This window comes from Microbacterium sp. HMWF026, assembly GCF_003061325.1.
Classification (GTDB): Bacteria; Actinomycetota; Actinomycetes; order Actinomycetales; family Microbacteriaceae; genus Microbacterium; species Microbacterium testaceum_E.
On sequence record NZ_QAJB01000295.1, the window covers coordinates 1 to 4,841 of the forward strand.

2 protein-coding genes are annotated in these 4,841 nt (G+C 72.2%); both read right to left on the reverse strand.

The window, feature by feature from the left end; translation table 11 throughout:
- On the reverse strand, nt 1-1,911 hold a 1,911-nt coding region (locus DBR36_RS11435), incomplete at its 3' end, for a DNA polymerase III subunit gamma and tau (protein ID WP_146185334.1).
- A gap of 265 nt (nt 1,912-2,176) precedes the next feature.
- A complete protein-coding gene (locus DBR36_RS11440; RefSeq protein WP_108319489.1) occupies nt 2,177-4,708 on the reverse strand; it encodes a glycoside hydrolase family 65 protein in 2,532 nt (843 codons plus the stop codon).
- Nucleotides 4,709-4,841: the final 133 nt, after the last annotated feature.

Sequence of the window (4,841 nt, forward strand, 5' to 3'; positions counted from 1 at the left end):
GGGCTCCGCCGAACCGCGCGCGGGCGCGCCGGTCGTCAGCGGGGCCGTCGGACGCCCAGACTGCGCCCGTGCGGGGGCTTCGGACTCGTCGGGGCCGACCTCGCGCGACGGCGAGCCGGGAGTGGGCGCGGTGTCGAAGGGGTGCGCGTCCTCGTCGAAGGGAGGGGGCGCGTCGTCGTCGGTGAAGGGCGGCGGAGCGTCGTCGTCGGTCGGGACCGGCGGAGCCGGCTCGGACGCGCGCGAGGGCGCCGAAGCGAATTGACGGGGCGACGAAGGACCCGACGACCCGGACGGTGCCACGCTCGGCGCGGCACCCGCGGACGAAGCCGCGTCCGGCCGGGCCACGGTCGGCTGAGCGGCAGTCGGCGACGCCGGGCCCGGCGACGCGACCGCCGGCTGAGCGACGGTCGGCGACGCCACGAGCGGCTGAGCCACACCCGGCTGAGCCACACCCGGCTGAGCCACGCCGGGCGCAGCCACGGTCGGCGACGCGACACCCGGAGAGGCCACACCCGGAGACGCGACACCCGCAGCAGCCGCACCCGGCGACGCCACCGGCGGCGACCCCGCCCCCGGAGCGGCGATGCGCGGAGCGGCGGGTGACGCCACGCGCGGCGGCGCCCCGGCCGACGCCGCCCCCGGCGACGCCACGGCCGAGCGCGCCGGAGCGTCACCCGGCGCGGCGATGTCGGCGGCGGGAGAGGCGGGTCGACCGGTTGCGGGGGCCACGGTCGCGGACCCGGTGCGCGCGACGTCGAGGTCGTGCGCGACGGCGGGCGATGTTCCCTGCGCCGACCCCGCGTGCGTCAGCACGCGGGCGACGAGCAGTTCGAGCTGCAGGCGCGGAGAGGTCGCCCCGGTCATCTCGTCGAGCGCGGCGACGACGAGGTCGGCCGTGCGCGAGAGGCGCGTGACCCCGAACGCCGTGGCCTGACGGGCCATGCGCTCGAGCTCGTCGTCGGGCACGCCGCGCAGCACGGCCGAAGCGCCCGCACCGGTCGCGGCGACGACGATGAGGTCGCGCAGTCGCTCGAGCAGGTCGTCGACGAAGCGGCGGGGATCCTGACCCGTCTGCACCACCCGGTCGACCGCGGCGAACGCTCCCCCGCCGTCGCCGGCGGCGAAGGCGTCGACGACCTCGTCGAGCAGCTCGGAGTGCGTGTACCCCAGCAGAGCGACCGCGCGCTCGTACCGCACGAGGACGTGGCCCGCGGCATCCGCGTCGGAACCGGCGATCAGCTGATCGAGAAGCGACAGGGTGTCGCGCGGCGATCCGCCGCCGGCGCGCACGACGAGCGGCAGCACCCCGGCCTCGACGCCGACGCCCTCGCTCTCGCAAAGCTCTTGCACGTACTCGAGCATCGCGGCGGGCGGGACCAGCCGGAACGGGTAGTGGTGAGTGCGCGAACGGATGGTGCCGAGCACCTTCTCGGGTTCGGTCGTCGCGAAGATGAACTTGACGTGCGCGGGAGGCTCTTCGACGAGCTTGAGCAGGGCGTTGAAGCCCTGCTGGGTGACCATGTGCGCCTCGTCGAGGATGAAGATCTTGAAGCGGTCGCGGGCCGGGGCGAAGATCGCCCGCTCGCGCAGGTCGCGCGCGTCGTCGACGCCGTTGTGGCTGGCCGCGTCGATCTCGACGACGTCCAGCGAGCCTCCGCCGCCGCGACCCAGCTCGACGCAGCTGTCGCAGACGCCGCAGGGGGTGTCGGTCGGACCGGCCGCGCAGTTGAGGCAGCGCGCCAGGATGCGCGCCGAGGTCGTCTTGCCGCAGCCGCGCGGACCCGAGAACAGATAGGCGTGACCGACGCGGTCGCTGCGCAGCGCGGTCATGAGCGGCTCGGTCACCTGCGACTGCCCGATCATCTCGCCGAACGCCTCGGGGCGGTATCGGCGGTACAGGGCTGTCGTCACTCCACCAGCCTACGGCGTCCCTCCGACATCGCCTCCGCCCCGGTCCACCGAGCCCGACGGGACCCCGGATGCCGGGCCCCGGGCCGTCACCGGAACAGGACGATCCACCAGAACAGGACGATCCACCAGAACAGGACGATCCGCCGCATATCCGCCTGTTCTCGTCACGTCCCCCTGTTCTCGTGACCGCACCCCCGCGCGGCTGCGGAAACGCAGAACGCGGCAACACCCCCGAAGAGGTGCCGCCGCGCTCGCGAGGGAGGGCTCAGCCGTCCAGGCCGACCGGGATGGGCGCGTCGTCGTCGTTCACGACCGGGATGGTGGCCGTGACGATCGGCACCGACGCCGACAGCAGCGTGCCGTCCTCGCGCACCGAGCCCTCGAGCTGGCGGATCGAGGGACGACCGGGACGCACCGGCCCCTGACCGTGCAGGGCGACGCGGACCGTCTCCCCCGGCGCGACGGTGTAGTCGACGTCGCGCACGGCGAACGCGACGGGCTCGCCCGACGTGCCGGCGCGCAGGGTCAGCGCCTCGGTCGTGAGCGTGATGTCCAGGCGCGTACCGCGCCAGTGCAGCACGTACGACAGCTCGGGCCAGTCGGCCGGCAGGCGCGGGTCGAAGGTCAGACGGCCGAAGTGGTCGCGCATGCCGCCGAATCCGCTGACGAGCGCGGTCCACACGCCGCCCGCCGACGCGACGTGCACGCCGTCCGAGGCGTTGTGGTGCAGGTCGCCCAGGTCGACGAACGCGGCCTGGCGGAAGTACTCCAGCGCCAGGTCCTGGTAGCCCACCTCGGCGGCGAGGATCGACTGCACGACCGCCGACAGCGTCGAGTCGCCGGTGGTCAGCGGGTCGTAGTACTCGAAGTCGGCGAGCTTCTCGGCATCCGTGAAGTGATTGCCCTGCAGGAATAGCGCGAGCACCACGTCGGCCTGCTTGAGCACCTGGTACCGGTAGATCACCAGCGGGTGGAAGTGCAACAGCAGCGGACGCTGGTCGGGCGGGGTGTTCTCGAGGTCCCAGATCTCGCGCTCGAGGAAGACCGCGTCCTGGGGATGGATGCCGAGGGCCTCGCTGAACGGGATGTGCATCGCCTCGGCGGCGCGCTCCCACCCCTCGGGCTCCGAGGGGTCGAGGTTCATGCGGTCGGCCATACGGGCGTAGGCATCGGGGTCGTTGTCGGCGAGGTCGCGCACGGTGCGGGCGGCGAAGCGCAGGTTGAACCGCGCCATCACGTTGGTGAAGAGGTTGTCGTTGACGACGGTGGTGTACTCGTCGGGCCCGGTGACTCCGTGGATGTGGAACGAGTCGTGCTCGCCGTCCTCGGCGTTGTCGCTCGAGCGCCAGAAGCCGAGCGTCGACCACAGGCGCGCCGTATCGACGGCGATGTCCACGCCCTCGCGCGCGAGGAACTCCTCGTCGCCGGTGGCGCGGACGTACTTCGCCAGAGCGAAGGCGACGTCGGCGTTGATGTGGTACTGCGCGGTGCCGGCGGCGTAATAGGCCGAGGCCTCTTCGCCGTTGATCGTGCGCCAGGGGAAGAGGGCGCCGGCCTCGTTGAGCTGGTGCGCGCGCTTGCGCGCGGCGGGCAGCATGAGCGAGCGCATGCGCAGGGCGTTCCGCGCCCACAGCGGCGACGTGTACGCCAGGAACGGCAGCACGTACACCTCGGTGTCCCAGAAGTAGTGGCCGCTGTAGCCCGAACCGGTCACGCCCTTGGCGGGCACGCCCTGGCCGTCGGCGCGGGCCGCGGCCTGCGCGAGCTGGAACAGGCACCAGCGGGTGGCCTGCTGCAGGTCGCCGTGTCCGCCGATGCGCACGTCGGAACGGTCCCAGAAGTCGGCGTACCAGGCGATCTGCTTGTCGACCAGGCCGTCGACGCCGGTCTCGACGGCGCGGTCGAGCGTGCGGCGGCAGCGGTCGAGCAGTTCGCCCGTGGGCACGCCCCGCGAGGTGTGGTAGCTGACGAGCTTGGTGATCGTGGTCGGGACGCCGGCACGGGCGTGCACGCGGAAGACGTTCTTGGCGATGTCGGGCTCGACGAGCTGACGCGCGGTGTACTCGTTCTGCGTGTCGACGAGGTGGTCGGCGATGACGGCGAGCGTCATGTGCGACTCGCTCACCTCGTAGCTGAGCGCGGAGCGGTTGCCGTCCTGCCAGTACTCGCGCGGCTGCAGCACGCGATCCGACAGCTTCTCGGTCTTACGGGGGTCGAACCCGCTCTTGCCGGATGCCATGGGCGATCCGCCGTAGATGCCCTCGCCGTCCTGGCGGTTCAGCAGCTGGCTGCTGACCACGACCGGCGCATCGGCATCGAGCACCGTCACGGTCAGTCGCAACACGGCCAGGTGCTTCTCGTCGAACGACACGAAGCGCTCGTCCTCGATGCGCACGCGCTTGCCCGAGGGCGTCACCCACAGCAGGTTGCGGCGCAGGATGCCCTGGCGCATGTCGAGCACGCGCTCGTACTCGCGGACGTCGGCCACGTCGAGCGACAGCGGCTCGTCGTCGACGTAGACGCGCATGACCTTGGCATCCGGGGCGTTGATGATGGTCTGCCCGACCTCGGCGAAGCCGTACGCCTGCTCGGCGTGGCGGATGGGGAAGGTCTCGTGGAACCCGTTGATGAAGGTGCCCTGCTCCTGGGCGAAGCGGCCCTCGATCGAGTTTCCTCGCAGGCCGAGGTAGCCGTTCCCGACGGCGAAGAGGGTCTCGGTGACCCCCACGTCGTCGATCGAGAACTCGGTTTCGACGAGTCGCCACTCGTCGATGGGGAAGCGATCGCGATCGATCATCGGGCGGTGCCTTCCGGTGGCGGGTTCGGGCGCCGCGGAACGGGTGGGGGCGCCGTTCGCGCGGGTGGTGCGGGGTCTCGACGCCGGCGACGTCGAAGGGGTCGTCGCGGGGGGCGACGGCTCAGTCTACGAA